Annotated in this window: 10 protein-coding genes; 8 read left to right on the top strand and 2 right to left on the bottom strand. The window is 44.2% G+C overall.

Annotated features, from left to right (window positions below; translation table 11 throughout):
• Positions 1–134: 134 nt before the first annotated feature.
• Positions 135–1,730 (bottom strand): SusD/RagB family nutrient-binding outer membrane lipoprotein, encoded by a 1,596-nt coding sequence (locus NZ848_RS08830; RefSeq protein ID WP_259015183.1) that lies wholly within the window; start codon positions 1,728–1,730, stop codon positions 135–137.
• An 18-nt stretch (positions 1,731–1,748) separates the two neighbouring features.
• Positions 1,749–5,138, bottom strand: a complete 3,390-nt coding sequence (locus tag NZ848_RS08825) for a SusC/RagA family TonB-linked outer membrane protein (RefSeq protein ID WP_253530068.1) — start codon at positions 5,136–5,138, stop codon at positions 1,749–1,751.
• A gap of 678 nt (positions 5,139–5,816) precedes the next feature.
• Here NZ848_RS08825 and NZ848_RS08820 point away from each other — a divergent pair.
• The 8 genes from NZ848_RS08820 (at position 5,817) to NZ848_RS08785 (ending at position 16,695) form a co-directional block, all read left to right on the top strand.
• The gene (locus NZ848_RS08820; protein WP_259015182.1) at positions 5,817–7,052 is read left to right on the top strand and encodes an ROK family protein; all 1,236 of its coding nucleotides are present in this window, start codon (positions 5,817–5,819) and stop codon (positions 7,050–7,052) included.
• Positions 7,053–7,088: 36 nt separating this feature from the next.
• Positions 7,089–8,507, top strand: coding sequence for a glycoside hydrolase family 125 protein (locus tag NZ848_RS08815; protein WP_259015181.1), 1,419 nt, complete (start codon positions 7,089–7,091; stop codon positions 8,505–8,507).
• A 139-nt stretch (positions 8,508–8,646) separates the two neighbouring features.
• Positions 8,647–10,080 (top strand): alpha-L-fucosidase, encoded by a 1,434-nt coding sequence (locus NZ848_RS08810; protein WP_259015180.1) that lies wholly within the window; start codon positions 8,647–8,649, stop codon positions 10,078–10,080.
• 6 nt (positions 10,081–10,086) lie between these two features.
• Positions 10,087–11,004: a metallophosphoesterase gene (locus tag NZ848_RS08805; protein WP_259015179.1), complete on the top strand. Its 918-nt coding sequence runs from the start codon at positions 10,087–10,089 to the stop codon at positions 11,002–11,004.
• A gap of 32 nt (positions 11,005–11,036) precedes the next feature.
• A complete protein-coding gene (locus NZ848_RS08800) occupies positions 11,037–12,080 on the top strand; it encodes an isoaspartyl peptidase/L-asparaginase family protein (protein WP_259015178.1) in 1,044 nt (347 codons plus the stop codon).
• Positions 12,081–12,164: 84 nt separating this feature from the next.
• Positions 12,165–13,541, top strand: a complete 1,377-nt coding sequence (locus NZ848_RS08795; RefSeq protein WP_259015177.1) for an alpha-L-fucosidase — start codon at positions 12,165–12,167, stop codon at positions 13,539–13,541.
• Positions 13,528–15,711, top strand: a complete 2,184-nt coding sequence (locus NZ848_RS08790; protein ID WP_259015176.1) for an alpha-galactosidase — start codon at positions 13,528–13,530, stop codon at positions 15,709–15,711. Before NZ848_RS08795 ends, NZ848_RS08790 begins: the two co-directional genes overlap by 14 nt.
• 24 nt (positions 15,712–15,735) lie before the next feature.
• Positions 15,736–16,695 (top strand): glycosyl hydrolase family 18 protein, encoded by a 960-nt coding sequence (locus NZ848_RS08785; protein ID WP_253529984.1) that lies wholly within the window; start codon positions 15,736–15,738, stop codon positions 16,693–16,695.
• The last annotated feature ends 108 nt before the right edge of the window (positions 16,696–16,803 follow it).

The following is a 16,803-nucleotide window of genomic DNA, read 5'->3' as shown; positions in this document are numbered from 1 at the left end:
AATTTTCAAGATAAAAACCTCCTGAAAAGAAAAAAGCCCTCGATTGAGGGCCTTTTCTGTAAAAACTATGATGAAACAATTCTACTTAATATTTTTGAATTATTCGTTCAAATATAATAAAATATTTGTGCAAATTATTGTGTTATCCACAATTTTGTGCTGTTCAGGTTTGTTCCGCCTGCAGCTGCTTTAAAGTTGTCTGCATTGTAGGTGATTTCGTCGTCCGGATACACAAAACGTTGGTAAGTACCGAAGTTACCAGTGTAATACTGTGTATTTGAAGTTGAAACCGGCGTTTTATCTCCTGTTCTTCTTTTCAATGTCCAGGCATCAAATGGTTGTCTGAACTGGTCAATCCATAGCTGGGCATATATCTGTTTCAAGGCAGTAGCCTGGTCTGCAGCGTAAGCCACTACCGGGCTCGACAGCAAAGTGCTGATTTCTGCATCGGTAGCTGTAGCAGATGAAGGTTTTGCTACTGTCCAAACCGGCGATTTAAACGCAATGCCTTTCCACATATTTACCGATGCCTTTATACCCGCCTCATATTCTGCTTTGGCAGTGGCAGCGTTGGCTGCAACACCCATACCTCTGTTGTAAATTTCGGCTTTGATAAAACGCACCTGCGCTGCTGTAAGAATAAGTTCAGGGATTGTGGTTAAATCCTGCTCGAAATACAAATTAACCGGCGAATACAGGTTGCTGGCGCCTTTATCGCTCCAGGCTGTGTAACGTTTTTTGTCATAAGGAGTACCACCTTCTGTAGCTGTTACGCCTGAAACCGGGTTTTGCGGGTATGCAGCCCACTCGCCTGCGTTGTTTGGTTCATAAAATATACGGGCACGTGGGTCAAATATACCACTACCGTCTTTATTATCATTAGCAGACATCAGGCTCCACATAGTTGAACCCATTCTTAAGTAGCAGTTAGCAGAAAAAGACCACTCACGCCATTGTAGAGAAAGGTTCAGGTCAGCTGGCCAGATTCCTACGTTTTCAGTGTCGCCAAGCAAAGGTTTGGTTAGCGCGTCTGTAATATGAGCAGTTGCTAAAGCCTGATCTTTGTTGTAAATAGTAGCAGCTATATACAAGCGCAGGCTATTGGCAAACCGGATCCATTTACTGATGTCTCCTTTGAAAAGTGTTTCATAGCTACCCAACGAATACTGAGAGGCATCGGTTTTCAGGTTATCAACTGCCCATTTCAGGTTTGTCAGAATATCTGTGTATATCTCCTGTTGGGTATTGTATTTTGTTTTATACACACCCACGCCTTTATCGGCTGCCAAAGCAGCATATCCGGCCTCTTTGTAAGGTACTGCACCGTAGTAGTTTGTCAGTTTAAACGACTTGTAAGCCATAATGGTTTTAAGCATGGCCGACACGTTGTTCATTGAGGCAGGGTCTGCACTTTTAGCAATTCTGTCTTCAATTACTCTTACGTTACCAAGGGTATAGTAGTAGTTCTGCCAAACATCATTTTTGGCGTTGTCGTATGGGTAAGAACCAGAAGTAATGGCGGCCTGCTGTGTAATAGGGTACAACCAGGCATTCATAACCGATTGTTCTCCGGCTGTCAATGGCAGTGAACTGATTACCGCATTGAACATCTCTGGCGTTGAGGCGCTGTTGGGTTTGTCCCACGGAGCGTTTATTTCCTCAAAATCATTCTTACATGATACTGCCGTAATCAGTAAGGTTACTATAAATATTTTTGATAGATATTTCATGATTCTGTGTTTAATGGATTATAACCTTGCTTTTAATGAGATACCTAAATCACGAGTGCCCGGGAATTGCGACCATTGGAAACCTTGGGCGTTGCCAATACCGTTAATAGCCTCAGGATTCATTCTGTCAGGCAAGGTTGTGAATAAATAGAACAGGTTACGGCCAACAAACGATACATCAAGCCCCTGAAGGAATTTAGTACGTTTTACAATGGCTGACGGGATAGAGTAAGTAAGGTTTACCTCACGAAGTTTGGCCCATGAGTTTTCGAAAACCAGGTTGCTTCTTGGCATTTTTACGTTAGACCACCCCATGTATTGTCCTGCATATTTATACATATAATGTACCACGTCTGTATTTTTGGTTCCGTCGGCAAATACGCCTTCAAGAATTACACCGTGGTTAGCTGTGCTACCATCAGGATAGGTATATGGTAAACCACCACCGTTTCTTTCTGTTAATGTGCTTGGCGACAAACCATGACCAACTGAAGCACCGTAGTCTGCCGAGTAAATATCACCACCCAGTTTGAAGTCGGTCAGGATATACAAGCTGAAGTTTTTATAACGGAAGTTGTTAGTTAAACCACCTGTCAGTTTCGGAGTGGTGTTACCAATAGCAACTGGGTCGGCAGTGGTTACATATTGGGTACCAACTACTTTACCGGTTGTTTTGTCAACCACTGGTTTAACCACTTTCTGGCCATTCAGGTACGTATAGTCATATCCGTAAATTGTGCCATAGTTTTCACCTGCTTTTACATACATCAGGGCGCCGTTAGTTCCCCAAAGGTCAGCAATCGGATAACGCTCAATACCGTCAGCCAATGAAATAACCTTGTTCTGGTTATGTGCACCGTTCAAAGCAAGATCCCATCTGAATGAACCAGAGTTAACAGGTGTAGCTCTTACAATAAACTCGAAACCTTTATTAGCCAATTCTCCTGTATTAAATGTTACTGCAGTAGCACCTGAAGAAGTTGCCAGCGATGAGCTCAGAATCTGGCTGGTTGCTCTTGTCTGGTAGTAAGTCAGTTCCATGCTTAATTTACCGCCCAGGAAGCCTAACTCAGTACCAATTTCAAATGATTTGTTTCTTTGTGGTTGCAATAAGCCAGCCGGAGGCAACGTAGTTTGCAAACTACGAACCGGAAGACCGCCAAAAGAAGTTGCGGCTGTACCATTAATAGTGTTGGTAATGGTAGAGGTATTATAAGTGTACTGTGTCAGGTAAGGATTAGTACCGTTAGCACTCTCGGCCAATGATACTTTCAGTTTACCGTAGCTTAGTAAGTTCTGATTTTTAAAGGCGTCAATTGCTTCAGTAAACACAAAGCTCAAGCTTCCTGATGGGAAGAAGTATGACGAAGTAGCAATCGGAAGGGTAGACGACCAGTCGTTACGGCCTGTTAATTGCAAGAACAGGTAGTTGTTGTAAGAAAGGTCTGCAATACCAAACAACGAGTTCAGGTTTAAATCATAACGGGTTTCACCGGTTGTGATTTTGGTTTTATCAAGGTTGTTGTTCAGGTAATATTTAAACGGTACGTCAAAGTTACCGGCGTTCCAGGTATTTACACCGTGGCTTCTGCTACGAAGAGCCGAGTTACCAATTAACAAGCTACCGTTAAATTTAGAGCCAAACAAACCGTCTTTATGTAAGGTTGTGAATGCCTCAAAGTTCAGGTCGGTATTGTTGATGTTTTCCATGCCATAAGCTCCCTGAATACCCGCAACATCAACAGGCGTATTTTTGCTTTCGATGCTGGTAGTTGAGTTGTTTAACGACGTACGACCGGCGATGTTCAACCAAGGCGTGATGTCTGCCGATAAACGGATTGAACCTAACAACTGATTACGTGATAATCTCTGGTTGTTTTCGTAGAATTTCCAGAACATATCCTTAAACGCATTGTTGTTGTAAGGATAATATTTGAATGGAGAAGTCTGGTCAAAAATGTTTTTGCTTCCGTTTGGTAGTTTGTAAGTGTCAAACTCTAACGGGATGTAATCGCGTGACATACCGTGAATCATAAAGTTTGACCAACCGTTATCGTTGGCAGACTCAGGCGTGTTCAGACGGTTATAGTTCGTGTAGCTGGTAGTGATTTCAGCTTTAACTTTTTTCGAAATGTTTAATGACGAACCCAGGTTTACATTGGTCTGGTCATAGTTGCTGTTCGGCACAATAGCTTTGTTGTCTAATCTGGTCAAACCCACTCTCAAAGTTCCGTAGTCTCCGCCACCGCTGAACGACAAGTTATGCGTAGTAGTGTTACCGGTGTTAAAGTAAGCTTTTCGGTTGTCTGGTTGTGGAGCCCATTTGCGTTTAGCGCCGTCCCACCAGATAAGCTCAGTGCCATCCAGTTTATGTCCCCATGATGAAGCCGGGCCATACCAGCTGAAAATATCCCAAGATGAATACCCACCCGGAATAGGGCCACCACTGCGGTAGTTATTGTTTACGTCCTGTGCATCCCAAGGGTAGTTACCAGGGTAGCGCAATTCGCCTTTTGAGGTTGTTGGGAATGGTTGCGTTGCCGACCAAAGGGCAGATGCCCCACCATAACCGTACTCGTTTTGTACATCCTGAAAACGGTAAGCCGTTGTTGATAGCGACGAGAAATTATAGTCTAAACCAAAACCTTCTCTTTTACCACCTTTTTTGCTGGTTATCATAATAACCCCGTTAGCGCCACGTGCACCGTATAGTGCAGCTGCGTTGGCGCCTTTCAGGACGGTGATATCTTCTACCTCGTCAGAGTTTACAAAGTTCAGGAACGAACCCCAGTCTTTAGGGCTGGTTACGTCACCACTTTTACCTTGCGTACCGCCAACGGGGTCGTTTTGTACCTGTATACCGTCAATAACGATCAAAGGCTGGTTGCTGCCCAGGATACTGTTATTACCACGGATAACGATTCTCTGAGAGCTACCCTGCACACCGTTTGGTTGAGAGATGTTCAGACCGGCAGCTTTACCCATCAAACCAGATGCGATATCTGGCGGGGCAGCCTGTACCAGGTCTTTCGATGCCACCTTCTGGGCCGAGTAACCAATAGATTTTGATTCTCTCTTAATACCCAATGCCGTTACAACTACCTCGTTAAGTTGTTTGGCATCTTCAACCATCTCAATGTCAATAATTGAGCGTCCGTTAATGTCAATGTTCTGCGTTGTAAAACCAATAAAAGAAGCAACAATAGTGCTTTTCAGATTAGGCACAGTAAGGGTGTATTTACCTTCTGTGTCAGTAATAGTTCCGTTAGGGGCGCCCTTAACGGCTACAGAAACGCCGGGCAGCGGCTCTCCGTTTGTTGTTACCTTACCTGTAATGGTCTGGGCTAATACCGGCAGGCTGAAGCCCATCAAAAGTATTACCACCAACTTTGGTAAAAAATTTCTCATATAAATTTGACTTGGGTTAAAAATGATTGCTTTGAAAATCGGTAAAATCAGCTGAATGGTGCATTTTCAGAATCGGCATTGAAGCATAACAGGAAAATGACCACTCAGGCAACGTGCTGTTAATTTGCCGGGTGGCAAAACAAGCAAACGTTTTTATGAGGGTGTCCTACTATATACTTTGCTTCCATAGATAGGCTAGATTTAGTTAATTTTTAGCTATACTCTGACGATTTAAGGTTAAACATTCTTATAGTAATGGTCTTAAAATACTCCGTTTTACGGGTAGCGAAAACAGGAGATAAAAAGCAAAACGTATATGGTGGATTAAGAATGCGGTTCAAAAAAATCAATATAAAATTGATATAGTGATACTTTTTGATGCGAACAGATTTTTAAAAAAATCTTAAATGTGGTTACAAACATAAATAAAAATTGATTAATAAAAACTAATTATTAAATTTTTTTAAAAATATATGAAGTCTTATTAAATTTTATATGATATTTAGGCCTGATTTGCAAAAAAGCCTGATTCAAGAAAAAGTCTTGCTATTTTTTTAATAAATTGCTTACTGTTTTTTAAAATTCACCCTATACGAAAATATAAAATCATAACCGGAGCCCTCTTTAAAGCGCCTGCCTGTTTGTTATGAGCCTAACCTCATTAAATTATTATAAACAATGTCAGAAGTATCTCTCGATAACGATCTTGAAGTGACCAGTAGAGAATCGGTCATCGATATCAAAAAAAACAGACAGAAAAAGGGCATCATCTCTGAGCTGTATCTCAACGAAACCAATACCATAGCAGAGCTTTCTCACTCATTACACATCAGTATTCCGTCAATTACTGCACTTATTGAAGAACTGGTTGAAGAAAAGTGGATTATTGAAACAGGATTTGGGATGTCAAAGCAGGGCCGCCGGCCGGCTATATACGGCATAAATCCCAAAGAGAAGTTTGTTCTGGTGCTAGACATCAACACGCACGACACCAAGGTTTTTCTGCTTAACCTCCGTAATCAGGTCATTTTTACACAGGTTTTTGATTTACAGCTAAAAAACAATCCCATCTTTCTGGAGACACTTTTTTCGTTGGTAGACAACGTAATAGAGCAGAAAATTACCAAAGGTAAAAAACTGATTGCTATCGGGGTTTCTATCCCGGGGCTGGTCAATAAAAATACGGGTATCAACTACACCTATAAAAGCCTTAACAGCGAGAATAAATCGCTGGCCAAATCAATTGAGGAGCATTTCAGGTTACCAGCCTACGTATTGAACGATTCTAAAGCCAATGCATTTGGCGAGTATCGATTCGGGCTGGCCAAAGGCAAGCATCATGTGTTGTCTATCAATGTTGACTGGGGCATAGGCCTGGGCGTAGTAGTAAACGGTGAAATATTTGACGGCGCCTCTGGTTTTGCCGGAGAGTTGGGGCATATTCAGGTGAATCCTGATGGTGTGCTTTGCACCTGTGGAAAAGTTGGCTGTCTTGATACCATAACCTCGGCCTCGTCATTGCTTAAAAACATCAAAGACGGCCTAAGACAAGGTAAAGTGTCTAAATTGGGTGAATATAAAGACAAAATTGAAGACATTAATCTTGAAATGGTAATTGAGGCTGCCCAACAGGGCGACGCCTTTGCTATTGACATTATACACAACATAGGCTTAGAACTGGGCAAGGGTTTGTCTATAGCCGTGCATTTGTTTAATCCTCAGATTATTATTATTGACGGCGTGCTGTCTAAAGCGCAGAAACTCATAGTAAACCCGATAGAACACGCCATTAATAAGTATTGCTTAACCGACTTCAAGGAAGATTTAAGAATTGAGATTTCTCAACTGGGCGAAAACGCCAAAATATATGGGGTGCATACCTACGTGGTTGAAAACCTGCTGAAAACCGCTTAAGGCCAGCCCTAATTTAATTTTTAACCTATTTGTTAAATGCAGCATCAGAATAGAAGAGATTTTATTAAAACTACCTCTTTGGCTGGCATAGGCCTGCTGGCAGGTACCAATGCCTTTGCCGCTGGTTTCCCTACTGTGAGGGTCGCGCCCAACAAAAGAAACTTTACCAGCCCGGCCATTGAGGCCACTATTGAGCGCATAAAAAAGTCTGTAAAAGACCCTGAACTGGCCTGGTTGTTTGAAAACTGTTTCCCCAATACGCTTGATACTACGGTTATTTTCAAAACCAAAAACGGCAGACCCGATACGTTTGTAATTACGGGTGACATTCATGCCATGTGGCTGCGCGACAGCTCGGCGCAGGTATGGCCTTACCTGCCTTTAATCAAGCAGGATGCCCGCCTGAAAGACCTGATAGCGGGGGTAATTAACCGCCAGACCGAGTGTATACTCATTGACCCTTATGCCAATGCGTTTAACGACGGGCCGGGTAAGTCGGAGTGGTACTCCGACCACACAGACATGAAACCTGAGTTGCATGAACGGAAATGGGAGCTGGACTCTCTGTGCTACACTGTTCGGCTGGCCTATCATTACTGGAAAACCTCTGGCGATACCAGTATTTTTGATGCCAGATGGCTTCAGGCAGCCAGACTGATTATTGCCACCTGCAAAGTGCAACAACGCTTTACCGACAGGGGGCCTTACCGTTTTGGTCGTACCACCTCCTGGTCTACAGATACTGTACCTGGTAATGGCTATGGTAATAATACCAAACCAAACGGGCTGATTCACAGTATTTTCCGTCCTTCCGACGATGCCACCCAGTATCCGTTCCTGATTCCGTCCAATCTGTTCGCGGTTGTTTCTTTCCGTCAGCTGGCCGAAATATCAGAGAAAGTACTGAATAATACCGCCTTTGCAACAGAATGTAAGGCGCTTGCCAATCAGGTTGAAACAGCTATTAAAAAATATGCTGTCATCAAACATCCAATCTACGGGCCAGTATATGCCATGGAGGTAGACGGTTTTGGTAACTGCCTGTTACAAGACGATGCCAACGTGCCCAACCTGTTGAGCCTGCCGTATCTGGGGGCTGTAAAAGCTACCGACCCGGTGTACCAGAACACCAGACGTTTCGTGCTGAGCGACAGCAACCCGTATTTCTTTAAGGGCAAAGCTGCCGAGGGAATCGGAAGCCCGCATACATTGGTTAATCAGATTTGGCCCATGAGCATCATTATGCGTGCCATGACATCCACCAGCGAGCAGGAGATAAAGTCCCAGTTGTATTACCTGAAAACCACCCATGCAGGCACAGGTTTTATGCATGAGTCTTTCGATAAAGACAATGCCTCTCAGTTTACACGTAAATGGTTTGCATGGGCCAACACGCTTTTTGGAGAGCTGATTCTGAAAATTGAACGCGAACGGCCACATTTATTAAACGTATAACGAAACGGTGTTTCGTTCGTTGGGGCTGTATAAACCATAACCAGTAATTATTATTGATAAACAAGAGAATAAGAAAACAAGACTCAGAAAGTGCCAATTCCTTTGCAGCTCTAAACTTTCTTTTCTCACTATAAGTAAAATGAAAAAAACGCTAGTCACACTTATCATTGCCGTTTTGGCGCACACACTTTCTGCTCAGCAACACTCAGAGCAGAATCATGATAAATATGTTGTACCCACCGACCCCAAAGTAAAAGAAAAACTAAACCAGTGGCAGAATGTAAAGTTTGGCTTAATGATGCACTGGGGCACTTATAGCAAATGGGGTATTGTAGAAAGCTGGAGTCTTTGCCCTGAAGACGAAGGCTGGTGCGAACGCAAAGGCCCTTTCAAAGACAACTGGTATGAGTACAAAAAAGCATACGAAGACCTGCCGAAGTCTTTCAATCCCATTCAGTTTAATCCTGACAAATGGGCTGCCGCAGCTAAAAATGCAGGTATGAAATACTTGGTTTTTACCACCAAACATCACGATGGTTTTGCGATGTTTGACACCAAACAAAGCGATTATAAAATTACTAATACACCTTTTGCCTCTAACCCGAAGAGCAACATTGCCAAAGAGGTTTTTGCGGCTTTCCGTAAAGACGACTTCATGATTGGTGCCTATTTCTCTAAGCCAGACTGGCACTCTAACGATTACTGGTGGTCATATTTCCCACCGAAAGACCGTAATCCGTCGTACCATCCGGCCAGATATCCTGAAAAATGGAAGGCTTTCAAGCAATTTACCTACAACCAGATTGAAGAATTGATGACCGATTACGGCAAGATGGATATCCTCTGGCTTGATGGGGGTTGGGTACGTCCGTTCAGTACTATCGATTCCACAGTTTCATGGCAGAGAACCATTCCTTTCGACCAGGACATCGATATGCCGCGCATTGCCGGAATGGCAAGAAGCCATCAGCCGGGTTTGCTGGTAGTAGACAGAACCGTAAGTGGCGAATTTGAAAACTACGTAACGCCTGAGCAGCAGATTCCGGACCATTACATGCCAATACCCTGGGAGACCTGTATGACCATGGGCGATTCATGGAGTTATATACCAAAAGAGAACTTTAAACCGGCCAGAAAATTAATTCATATTCTGACCGACGTAGTATCAAAAAATGGTAACTTGCTTTTAAATATTGCGCCGGGCCCTGAGGGAGATTTCCATGCAGAGGCGTATCAGCGTCTGGAAGAAATTGGTAAGTGGATGCAGGTAAATGGGGAAGCCATTTATAATACAAGAGGTGACAACGAACTGGGTAAACAAAACAAACTGGTGTTTACGCATAATGGCAATACTACTTATGCCATTTATAGGGCTGATGAAGGCGAAACGCTTCCTGCCAGTATTGAAATCAGTAAACTTACATTGGCCAAAACGGCAACCGTAAGTTTATTGGGCAGCAAGGAGAAAATAAAATGGATGGCAAAGGATGGTAAAATAGTAGTTGAGATTCCGGAAAAAGCCAGAAAATCCGCAGGTAACAGCTATGCATGGGCGTTGAAAATTAACAGATAACAGGATATGAACCGCCGCCGATTTCTGAAAAATAGTGCAATTGCAGGAACCATGATCGGAGTTGAACCAAACGCAGCATCTGCCCGTAAAAAGGCATTCAGGGTAGCCTACCTGTCAGATGTGCATGTTTCACCCATTCGCGAGGCAGAAGCCGGCATGGCCAGAGCTTATCAAAGTGCGAATATGCTGACTCCCAGGCCGGATTTTATAATCAATGGCGGTGATGCCATATTAGACGCACTTGAAAACACCAAACAAGGTACCCGCCAACAGTTCAACCTTTTCAGCAAGTTATTGAAAGAAAACAACAGGTTGGAAGTTAAACATCTCATCGGTAATCATGATATATGGGGATGGTTTAATAAAACAGCAGATTTAAAAGGCGACAACCTCTATGGTAAACAATGGGTTGTAGAAGAGTTCCGGATGCCCAAACGGTATTACACATTTACAAAAAAAGGCTGGAAATTCATTATGCTAGACTCTACCCAGCTTTATCCACAGGGCGGCTTTATGGGTCAGATTGACCCTGAGCAGCTGGAATGGCTAAAGGCAGAGCTCGACACTACCCCGGCACAGCAGCATATTTGTGTGGCCTCTCATATACCCATTTTATCAGCGGCAGCCAGTTTGTTTTTTGATAAAGTGCCCGAAAACGGCGACCTGCAGCAACCGCACTATTTAATTCATACCGATGCGCATGCATTAGTGAACCTGTTCAGAAATTATCCAAACGTAAAGGTTTGTTTAAGCGGGCATTTGCACATGCAGGAGGCGCTTAGCTATCAGGGGGTATCGCATTATAATAACGGGGCGGTTTCAGGTAATTGGTGGAAAGGTTCTTTCAGAGACTTCGAGCCTGCCTATGCCGTACTTGATTTTTATGATAACGGCACCGTTGATCGTACATTTGTGAAATATTAAAAGAAGCTCAATAACCTAATACTAACAAAATAATGCAATCGAGAAGAAAATTTATACGCTGGTCGGCTTTTAGCTTACCATTCCTGTCGGCAAGCAGGGCATTTTCTAACACAAAAACCATAGCCGGCAAACCCATTGTGGTTTCCACCTGGGACAGCGGCCTGGCCGTAAACGCCGAGGCCTGGAAAGTGTTGAAAAAGAACGGCCGCGCGCTTGATGCCGTAGAGGTAGCAGCCAATTCAATCGAAGATACCATTAATTGTTGTGTAGGGCTGGGGGGGAATCCTGACCGTGACGGGAAAATAACACTTGATGCCTGTATTATGGACGAAAAAGCCAACTGCGGTTCAGTAGCATTTTTGCAGCACATCAAACACCCTATTTCGGTAGCCCGCAAACTGATGGAAACTACCCCGCATGTAATGTTGGTAGGCGACGGCGCCTTACAGTTTGCCTTAGAAAATGGTTTCAAAAAAGAGCCTGATAAGTTATCGCCGGATGCTGAAAAGACCTACAAGGAATGGTTGAAGAAGTCTGAATACAAACCTGTTATCAATATAGAACAACAGCAGATTAAAGCCCGTAAAAATGGTAGCGGCCCGTTTGCCCCAAGTTATTTTGAAGACGGTACCGCCAACCACGATACCATGGGTACCATTGCCATGGATGCCTCAGGTAACCTTTCAGGTGCCTGTACAACCAGCGGTATGGCATTTAAACTGCACGGAAGGGTAGGAGACTCCCCCATTATTGGTGCCGGTTTGTTTGTGGATAACGAAGTCGGTGCTGCCACTTCATCTGGCCAGGGAGAAGAGGTAATCAGAGTTGCCGGTACCCACCTCGTGGTTGAAATGATGCGCCTGGGCAAAACGCCTGAAGAGGCCTGCAAAATAGCCGTAGAGCGTATTGTAAAAATCAACCCTGAAAAAGCCAAAGGCTTTCAGGTAGGTTTTATTGCCATTAATAAACAGGGCGAATACGGTGCCTATTCTATTCAGCATGGTTTCAGTTATTCCGTTACGCTGGCCGACGACGGCGGCAAGGTATTTATGGCAAAGAGCCATTTTCCTAAGTAATGAATAAAATAATAACCTGTTAATTCAGGTACTCAGGCGTGTTGCGGCATCAAACCGCGGCACGCCTTTATTCAACCTATAAACATGAAAAAATACCTTCTAATACTAACAACACTGGTAGGTCTGCAAACATACGCCCAGTATCAGCCCAACTGGAATAGCCTCGACCAGCGCCCCACGCCAGAATGGTTTCAGGATGCCAAGTTCGGAATCTTTATTCACTGGGGAATCTACTCTGTTCCTGCCTGGGCAACCAATTCTAATGCCGACGGTTTTGGCAGTGGCTACGCCGAATGGTATTGGCAGCGCCTCTTCGCGCCTAATCTTAAAATTCATAAAGAGTTTGTAGCGTTTCATGAAAAAAACTACGGCAAGGCTTCGTACCAGGACTTCGTGCAGCAGTTTAAAGCAGAAATGTTTAAACCTGAAGATTGGGCCAGGATATTTGAGCAGGCCGGTGCCAGATATGTAGTCCTTACCTCAAAGCACCACGAGGGTTTTACGCTCTGGCCCAGTGCCCAGTCTTGGAACTGGAATGCCGTTGATGTGGGCCCGCACCGGGACCTGGCCGGAGATTTATCTAAGGCAGTAAAGGCCAGAAATCTGCACATGGGCTATTATTATTCTTTATACGAATGGTTTAATCCGGTTTATAAAAGCGATGTAAACAAGTATGTAAACGAACGGATGATTCCACAAATGAAAGACCTCGTAACCAGATATCAGCCCGATATTCTTTGGACAGACGGAGAATGGGACCACCCTGCCAAAACCTGGCAAAGCGAAGAGTTTCTGGCCTGGCTTTATAATGATTCGCCCGTAAAAAGCAGTGTGGTTGTTAACGACCGCTGGGGTAATGATACAAAGAGTAAACATGGCAGTTTTTATACGTCTGAGTACGGTCATGGCGGCACTGACAATTTGCCGACCAATGGATTTGCCAGACCCTGGGAAGAATGCCGTGGTATTGGAGAATCTTTCGGCTATAACCGCAATGAAAACCTGGAAGTTTACCAGACAGGCGAGCAACTGGTGCACCAACTGGTAGATATTGTTGCGCGCGGAGGAAATTTTCTGCTTAACATAGGGCCGACAGCCGACGGCAGGATTCCGGTTATTATGCAGCAACGATTAAAAGAAATAGGCGACTGGATGAAGGTAAACGGAGAAGCCATTTATGGCTCGCGCAAATGGGACAAAGCCCCCGCCTATGCAAAAGATTCAAAGATGCATTTCACCCAAAAAGCTGCTAATATCTATGCCATTAGCAGCAAATGGCAGGATAACATCATAATTGAAAATATAGAAAAACCAAGCAAAGTAAAATTGCTGGGTTTTAACGGCGATATTAAGTTTACATACAAAAACAAAGTGCTTACCATAGTTGCTCCGCAGTTAAACCCTAATACTATTCCGTGCCAGTATGCCTGGACTTATGAACTAACTAATGCCCATAAATAATATGCGCCACCGTAAGACCCTCAACAATCTGCTTTTTATTGGTCTGTTGGCTGTCAGCCAGACATTCGCCCAGACCCCCAATCAAGATTGGCTGGTGCGTCCTTTTATGCAAAAAAGTGAAGTGAATGTTTTGCAGAACGGACAGATGCTTGAAATTACGAACGGATTGATTAGCCGCCGGATAAAAATTAGCCCAAACGCAGCCACCGTCAGTTTCAAAAACCTTTCAACCAACGAACAATTTGTGCGTTCGGTGAGACCCGAGGCACGGGTGGTTATCAATGGCAAGACCTTTAATGTAGGTGGACTATACGGGCAAAAAGAACACGCATATCTGTTGGAAGAGTGGATACCAGGGTTAACAGCCGGGCCGGACGACTTCAAATTTGTGCGTTATGAAACAGGAGACGTAAAACCTCATTTTGACTGGAAACCCACTACATGGACAGCCAACCCAAAGCAACCCAAAGGTAAGAGCCTTATGCTGTTCTTTCAGTCTGGTTTGCCAGAGTTGAAAGGTATCGAGGTAGCAGTGCATTATGAAGTTTTTGACGGTATCCCGCTGCTTAGTAAATGGGTTACTATCAGTAATCAATCGAAGGGGGCATTCAGGCTGGCACAGGTTGTAAATGAGGTTCTGGCCACACCAGAAGAAGAATCGGCGGTAGTAGGTAAGCCTGAGAAGATGAAAAAACCGCAAAAGCTATACATAGAAAACAACTATGCTTACAACAATGCCATGCGCTATGAGCTTTCAGACCAGGCCACACATTGGAAGATAGACAGTACCTATACATCGCAGGTGAATTACAATTTCGAAACCCCTTGTGTGGTAGAGGTGTATCCGACTTTAGGCGTAGGTATAGACCTGGCATCCGGAGCAAGCTATAAATCCATCCGCACGTATGAACTGCTTCTTGACAGCTACGACAGGGAAAGAAACGGTTTGGCCCGCCGGAAAATGTATAGAGCCATTGCACCCTGGACAACCCAGAACCCCATCTTTATGCACCTCATCAGCACAGACCCTGCCACCGTGAAAGGTGTAATTGACCAATGTGCCGAAACCGGCTACGAAATGGTGATACTGAGCTTTGGCAGCGGCCTGAATATGGAAGACGCATCAGATGCGAACATCCGGAAGTTTAAAGAACTGGCCGACTACGCGCACAGTAAAGGAATTAAACTCGGTGGCTATTCATTATTCAGCAGCAGGCGGATTGATGATGCGAACGACGTAATAGACCCCGTAACGGGTTTGCCTGATAAAGGCGCTTTCTTTGGCCATGCGCCTTGTCTGGCCAGTGAGTGGGGAATCAATTATATCAAAAGCCTGAAAAAGTTTATCAGCGAAACCGGATTTGACCTGCTGGAACATGACGGCCCGTATCCGGGCGATGTGTGCGCTTCTACCAGCCACCCCGGCCACAAAGGTTTAGATGATTCGCAATGGGTACAGATGCAAATGCAAAAAGAGTTTTATCAATGGCTCAATGCCCGTGGTGTTTATATTAACGCGCCCGACTGGTATTTTATGGATGGCTCACACAAAATTGCGCTGGGTTACAGAGAGGTTAACTTTTCGCTGTCAAGAGAGCAACAGAAAATACTGAACCGCCAGAATATTTTTGATGGCACCTGGGATAAAACTCCTTCAATGGGCTGGGGTTTTGTGCCGCTCACCAAATACCAGGGTGGCGGAGCCGAAGCAGTATTGGAGCCTCTGAGCGAGCATCTGAAAGACTACAAACAACTCATGATGCAGTATTACGGAGCAGGCATACAGGCGTGCTATCGTGGCCCTCGGTTATATGATACCCCGGAAACAAAAAAAGTGGTAACTGAAACCATTAAATGGTATAAAAAATACAGAGATATCCTTAATTCTGACATCATACATCTGCGGCGCCCGGACGGCCGCGACTGGGACGGTATCATGCACGTGAATCCTGCTTTGGCAACCAAAGGCCTGGTTATGCTGTATAATCCTCTAAAAGAAAACATCAGCCGTAGAATTAAGCTGCCGCTCTATTTTTCGGGCTTAACCAGAGTAGCTAAAGTAAGAGAACAAAACGGCAAAACAACTGCTTATCTATTAAACCGTGATTATTCTATTGAAATAACAGTTCAGCTACCGGCTGAGGGTTACACCTGGCTGGTAATTGAATAAATGCAAAACCAAATCCAAAGAAAAATGAAAGTTAAATCGTGGTTATTATCGTTACTGATGCTTTCAGTAGTGGCACATGCTGCATCTGCACAAAACAAAGAATTTAAGGTGGTAGGTTATTACACGCCTTCCATCCCGGCTGAAAAATTGCCCATGCACCTGCTTACGCATATCAATTATTCGTTTGCCATTCCGGCTAAAACCGGAGATACCCTGTTGCCACTGGGTAATCCTGAGTCGCTGAAAAGCCTGGTAAAAGTGGCACATCAGCATAAAAAATCGGTGTTTATTTCTATTGGGGGCTGGGGTATTGGCGATGGGGGCGGAGACGACACCCGTTTTCATAAAATGGCCGAGCGCGCCGATGGGCGCCATACGTTTGTAAGAAACGTTTTGCAGTTTGTAAGAACTTATGGTGTTGATGGAGTAGATTTAGACTGGGAGTATCCGGATGAAGACAGCCCGTCAGCCGACCATTATGTAAGTCTGGTTTCAGAGCTGGCAGATTCCCTGCATAAAAAAGGCAAGAAACTTACCGCAGCCGTTATTTCTTATGGCAAAACGGGTGGAGGAATCAAAAAAGCAGCATTTGATAAGATGGACTGGCTGAATCTGATGGCGTATGACGCTGATTACGGCCCGAGTTATGTTATTGCACACTCGCCGTACTCATTAGCTGTAAAAAGTCTTGACTACTGGATTAAAGAACGCGGTCTGCCAGCGCACAAAGCCGTGTTGGGCCTACCCTTCTATTCAAAAAAAGGTATGGGTAACTATGGTCCGGGTTATAGCGATTTAATCAAAGACGGCGCCAGCGCGTACGATGATTACTGGAAAGGCGCTTTCTACAACGGAACAATCACCATTGAAAACAAAACCAGACTGGCCAAAAAACGTGGCTGTGGAGGTGTAATGATATGGGAAATAGCGCTTGATACTACCGATGACACGTCTTTGCTGAAAGCGATTCAACGTAGTAAATAAAAAATAACCCTTAATGCCCCTCTCTCCGGTATCAGAGAGGGGTAAGGGTAATACCTTCTACATTCTCTTCCTCTAGGCGGCGAAAGCCGTTGCTGCTTTTTTCAGAAT

Source organism: Emticicia fluvialis, from assembly GCF_024793945.1.
GTDB lineage: Bacteria > Bacteroidota > Bacteroidia > Cytophagales > Spirosomataceae > Emticicia > Emticicia fluvialis.
This window is presented reverse-complemented; position numbering and strand designations above follow the sequence as displayed.